Origin of the sequence: Protofrankia sp. Cj3 (assembly GCF_917627355.1) — a bacterium.
Taxonomy (GTDB): Bacteria; Actinomycetota; Actinomycetes; order Frankiales; family Frankiaceae; genus Protofrankia.
In genome coordinates this window covers 23,905-28,408 of the sequence record NZ_CAKJTR010000018.1, presented here as the reverse complement: position 1 = coordinate 28,408, position 4,504 = coordinate 23,905, and the positions used below count along the sequence as shown (strand labels likewise).

The 4,504-nt window shown below is 69.8% G+C and carries 4 protein-coding genes; 2 read left to right on the top strand and 2 right to left on the bottom strand.

Going from position 1 to position 4,504, the window contains the following annotated elements:
* Both MJ783_RS04205 and MJ783_RS04200 read right to left on the bottom strand, forming a co-directional pair.
* A partial coding sequence (locus tag MJ783_RS04205; protein WP_239308596.1) for a maleylpyruvate isomerase family mycothiol-dependent enzyme occupies positions 1-763 on the bottom strand: 763 nt, incomplete at its 3' end.
* A gap of 3 nt (positions 764-766) precedes the next feature.
* On the bottom strand, positions 767-1,489 hold the full coding sequence (locus MJ783_RS04200; RefSeq protein ID WP_239308595.1) for an SDR family NAD(P)-dependent oxidoreductase: 723 nt from the start codon (positions 1,487-1,489) through the stop codon (positions 767-769).
* A gap of 112 nt (positions 1,490-1,601) precedes the next feature.
* Here MJ783_RS04200 and MJ783_RS04195 point away from each other — a divergent pair, with 112 nt between their 5' ends.
* A complete protein-coding gene (locus MJ783_RS04195; protein WP_239308594.1) occupies positions 1,602-2,720 on the top strand; it encodes a PEP/pyruvate-binding domain-containing protein in 1,119 nt (372 codons plus the stop codon).
* Positions 2,721-3,083: 363 nt separating this feature from the next.
* Positions 3,084-4,454: a cytochrome P450 gene (locus MJ783_RS04190; protein ID WP_239308593.1), complete on the top strand. Its 1,371-nt coding sequence runs from the start codon at positions 3,084-3,086 to the stop codon at positions 4,452-4,454.
* Positions 4,455-4,504: the final 50 nt, after the last annotated feature.

The following is a 4,504-nucleotide window of genomic DNA, read 5'->3' as shown; positions in this document are numbered from 1 at the left end:
ACCGCGCGTGGCGCACGACGTCGTGCGCCATCGGCCCCCATGCTCTGGGCACGGGCAGCCCGGGACGGGGCGTCCGCCGCGTGACCAGGCAGCACCACTGCAGGAGGTGGGCGGACACGACGTCGGTGGCGCCGGGCGGGCCCCAGCTGTCCGTGCCGCCGTTACTGTGCAGCTCCACCCGCAGCGACCGTCGCGGATGGGTGGTATGCGCCCGCAGCAACGCCCAGGGGATCGTGCGGTAGCCGAGCTCGGCGACGAGCGGCGCTTCTCTCACCAGCTCGGCGTCAGCCCCGACCGCATCGGTGATGTCGAGGGTATGCGCCCAGTGCTCCATGGTCCGGGCGAGTCCGAACGTCCGCGCGTCCATACCGAAGCCCCAGGCCACGCGCTCCGTGGCGGCAAGCTCGGCGAGCCGTTCCCGCGTCCGGGTGGCGCCGCGCTCCCACCAGCCGACGAGCTCCGCCGTGCTCATGCCCGCACCGCGGTGGCATCCCGCCGCGGTGAAGGCGTCAGCGCTGGGGAAGGCCGGCAGCTCGGCCGCGAAGGCGCGCGGACCGCCGGTGAGCGTGTCGAACGCGACCTCCTCGGTGTCGGCGAGGTGGGCGAGCTGGTCGCGGACCGCCCAGCCGGCGGCGGGCGTGGGCGCGTCCCAATCGTCGGTGGAGAGCGAACGGACGATGCGCCGCAGGACCGCGTGGCGGTGGCGCAGCCCCTCGAGCACATCGGCGAACGAGGCGCTCGGGCCGGTGGGATCGGGCGTCACCGCTCACCGGCCCGGCAGCGCGCCGCCGTTGACGTGCAGGAACTGCCCGGTCACGTAGCCCGCGTCGGGCGAGGCCAGGTAATGGATCGCCGCGGCCGCGTCGCCCGGTTCACCGACACGGTTCACCAGGGTCTGCGCGGCACGCCGCGTCCGTTCGTCGTCGGTGGTGTCCTGGCCGAAGAACTCGGTGCCCGCGATGAATCCCGGCACGACCACGTTCGCCGTCACCCCGCGCGGGCCCAGCTCGCTCGCGAGCGTGAGGTTCCAGCCGTGCAACGCGGACTTCGCCGCCCCGTAGGAACCGTTCCCGCGTACCGCGGCGAGGCTGCTCACGGTGACGACCCTGCCGCCGGGCGACCGCAGACGCCTGGTCAGCGCGGCTGTCAGCAGGACGGCGACCAGGACGTTGTTGCGGAAGTCGGACGTCCACCGCTCGGCGACGGCGGTCAGGTCGTCTCCGCCGGCCGCCACGCCGCGGGCGCCGGCATTGTTCACCAATACGTCCACCGTGCCGGGCAGCGTGCGGACCGCGGCCTCGACGCTGCGCGGGGAACGCAGGTCGCAGGTGACCGCGTGAGCCCGGGGCCCGAGTTTCTCGGCGGTGGCGGTGAGGACGTTCTCACGGCGGCCCAGCAGGTAGACCTCGGCGCCGTCACCGGCGAAAAGCTCAGCGGCGGCGGCACCGATTCCGGTGCCGCCGCCGCTGACGACGACGACGCGGCCCATGCGCCCTCCTCAGCTCTTTCGGCGGAAATAATCAGTGTTCTCAGCGGATACGCCGGGATCCTCTCACGCCTCAGCGCCCAGCGCCTTGTTCGAGCATTTTTCGGAGCGTTCCATGATACTGCCCACTCCCTTGTCGTTCCTCGTTCAGGAGCTGTCCGCCGGGTATCAGCTCGGGGCCCCCGGAAATCTTGTATCGAGGTGGGGCGGAAAGGCAGTCGGGCTGGCTGGCCTGGTCCGCCTCGGCGCCCGGATACCGGCCACCTGGCTGTTGAGCGTCGATGCGGCAGCCAGCGTCGCGGCCGAGGGCGTCCAGCTGCCGGCCGAGGTCGGCCGGTGGGCGGTGCGTAGTTCCGCCTCGGTGGAGGACGGCGCGCGGTTCTCGTTCGCCGGTCAGTTCCGCACTGAACTCGATCTGTCGCCCGCGGAGGTTCCGGCGGCGGTCCGCCGGGTCGTGGCCAGTGCCACTGACCGCGGCCCAGCGGCCTACCTGGACCTCACCGGGCTCGGCGCGCCGCCGCGGATGGCTGTCGTGCTGCAGGAGTACCAGGAGCCCACCGCGGCGGGGGTGTGGATCGGACGTTCGGCCGCCGCGGGCCGTCTGGAGTGGTGCGCGGGGCCTGGCGAGCGCCTGGTCTCGGGGGCGGTCATCCCGGCCGTCGAGGAGTGGGACCGCGAGGCCGGGCCGGTGGCCCCGGCGGGAGCGCTCACCAGCTCGACGGGCGCTGTCGGGGCGGCGTGTCTGAGCCTGCAACGGGAGGCTGGCATGCCGCTGGATCTGGAGTTCGCCGTACTGATGGCGACCGATGCCTTGCTGTGGCTGCAGGCACGACCGGTGACGCGCCCCCTGGGAGGACCGGCCAGCCCCGGCCGTCGTGATATCCGTGCCGCTGCCGAGGGTGCCGCGAACGGGGCCGAACTGCTCCAGGGGTTCGCCGCCGCTGGCGGTGTGGCGCGGGGCACCGGAGCCGTTGTGCTTGACCCATACGACGGGAACTGGCAGCCGGGCGGCATCCTGATCGCTCCCACCACCGATCCCGCCTGGCTGCCGCTGATGGCGACCGCGGCAGGTCTCGTCACAGCGTCGGGTGGCCTGCTGTGCCACGCGGCGATCGTCGCGCGGGAGATCGGTCTGCCCGCGGTGACCGGTGTCGGTGCGGACGTGCTGATGATCGCTGACGGCCGCCTGCTCGTCGTTGACGGCGGCGCGGGCACGGTTACCGTGGAAAACTAGGAGCGCCCGAGGAAGGCGCCCTGGTTTTGGGCGCCGACCGAGGACAACGCGGCCGGGCGGGATGCGGAAAGCCGCGAGCCGGACAGTCCTATTGCCGGAGCCTCTAAGTGGTCGGAACAGCCGGGCCGCGCGTTGCTATCCACAAGATAGTCAACGTTGTTGACGGCGTCTCGCGATTGACAATAAGCAATAACAAACGACAAGATCAAAAATGGTGGCTAGATCAACCGTGGGCGAACGCGAGACGAAACGCTGGTAAGTATCCCGCGGGGCGGTGTTGGTATAAGATGCGGCTGGAGCGGATCTGAATGAGTGAATATTAATGATCTGTACTGGGTGGTCCCGTCGACGAAGGGCACGGGCATGAGCAGCTTATCCACCTCGGCACCAAGTAGTCCGCCCGCGCGCACACCGCCCGTTGCGGCGGGCTCCTTCTTGTTGGGATCAGCGGCCGAGTTACGCGGCGACATGCTCGGAGCCTTTCTGCGAGCTTTCGAGAGGTACGGGGACGCTGTTTGCTTCCGTGTCGGGCCACCCGGGCTACGCGAGATATACCTGGTATTTCATCCCGACGCCGCCCAGCGCGTGCTCGCCAGCTCCTCGGCCAACTATCGCAAGGACAACGTTTTTTACCGGGAGGTCCGCGGCGCGTTCGGCAACGGCATCCTGACCAGCCAGGATGCCGACTGGCACCGTCAGCGGCGGTTCCTTCAACCGCTGTTCACCACCCGGCGGGTGGCCGAGTACGCAGCCGCCATGGGCGGACAGGTCGAGAGCCTGGTGAACGGATGGCGCCGGCGCGGCGCGGGCACCATCGATCTGGATGACGAGATAACCGGGCTGACGTTGCGGGTGGTGTGTCGCGTCCTGTTCGGCGATGATCTTGATCAGGTGCTACCGGTGGTCCGCCGTGAGTTCGGGAGGCTGGCGGAGGCGGTACTACGTCGCGGACTGGCGCCGATCCGCATGCCGCTGCGCTGGCCCACGCCGGTCAACCGGCAACTCGCGCAGGCGCGGAGCGAGCTCTATTCGGTTTGCGATCAGATAATCGCGCAGCGGCGGGCCAGCGGTGCCAGGTACGGCGACCTGCTCGGGCTGCTGCTCGACGCCCGTGACAGCGATGACGCCCTGACTGACGCTGAAGTGCGTGACCAGGTGCTCATCTTCCTGCTTGCCGGGCACGAGACGACCTCGACCGCGCTGACCTATGCCCTGCACCTGCTCGGCCGGCATCCCGCGGTCCAGGAGCGCGTCCGTGACGAGGCCGACGCGATCGCCGGCATCCCCACCGTGGCGGACGTTCCAGCGCTGCCCTACAGCACGATGGTGCTCAAGGAAACCATGCGGTTGTACCCGTCGGCACCGATCATCAGTCGTTGTTCGCTCACGGATGAGGACGTGTGCGGCTACCGCATCCCGGCTGGGAGCGACCTGCTCGTCGTCCCCTGGGTCACCCATCGGCATCCGCTGTTCTGGGACAGGCCGGAGCGTTTCGAGCCAGAACGGTTCACGCCGGAGCGGGAGAAGGCGCGCCACCGCTATGCCTGGTTCCCCTTCGGGGGCGGGCCACGCGGCTGCATAGGTCAGCACTTTTCGATGCTCGAATCGACGATCGCGCTGGCCGGGCTGGTCCAGAACTTCACGTTCACCGCACCCGTCGACGACCCCCCCTACACCAACCACATCACGCTGCGCCCGACGTCCGGTGTGCCGAGTCTGGTCACGCCACGCTGATGCCGAAACCCGCGGGCTTCTCCCGAGCCGAGGAGCTGGAAAGGCCCGCC

Excerpts from the sequence above, each read along its gene's own strand:
- MJ783_RS04200 (WP_239308595.1), bottom strand. The coding sequence starts at position 1,489 with ATGGGCCGCGTCGTCGTCGTCAGCGGCGGCGGCACCGGAATCGGTGCC.
- MJ783_RS04195 (WP_239308594.1), top strand. The coding sequence starts at position 1,602 with ATGATACTGCCCACTCCCTTGTCGTTCCTCGTTCAGGAGCTGTCCGCC.
- MJ783_RS04190 (WP_239308593.1), top strand. The coding sequence starts at position 3,084 with ATGAGCAGCTTATCCACCTCGGCACCAAGTAGTCCGCCCGCGCGCACA.